Raw genomic sequence first — 302 nt, 5'->3', positions numbered from 1 at the left:
ACCGGCTCACGCACGGCTGATGCCCGCTACCCGCGCAGCGAGCTGCGCGAAACCCTGCGTGACGGCAGCCTCGACAACTGGCTGCACGCCAGTTCGGACAGCTACCTGAGCGCGGTGCTGCAGGTCGACCAGGTGCCGAGTCGCAACAAGGTGGTGATCGGGCAGATCCACAGCACGGACGTACCCGGCAGCCAGAACGATCCGCTGCTCAAGCTGCAGTATCACTACCTTCGCGGTGTCGGCCGCATCGAACTGCTGCTGCGCGCCCGGCCGGGCGACAGTGAAGTGAAGAACATCCTGCT

1 protein-coding gene is annotated in these 302 nt (G+C 65.6%); it reads left to right on the top strand.

Annotated features, from left to right (window positions below; all coding sequences use genetic code 11):
• Positions 1-302 (top strand): polysaccharide lyase family 7 protein (locus J0A65_RS26940; protein ID WP_206597227.1); only part of this gene is annotated, 302 nt, incomplete at both ends.

The sequence above is a fragment of the Bowmanella yangjiangensis genome, from assembly GCF_017255015.1.
Lineage (GTDB): Bacteria > Pseudomonadota > Gammaproteobacteria > Enterobacterales > Alteromonadaceae > Bowmanella > Bowmanella yangjiangensis.
The sequence above is the reverse complement of the archived record's forward strand: the minus strand, read 5'-3'. Positions and strand labels throughout refer to the sequence as shown.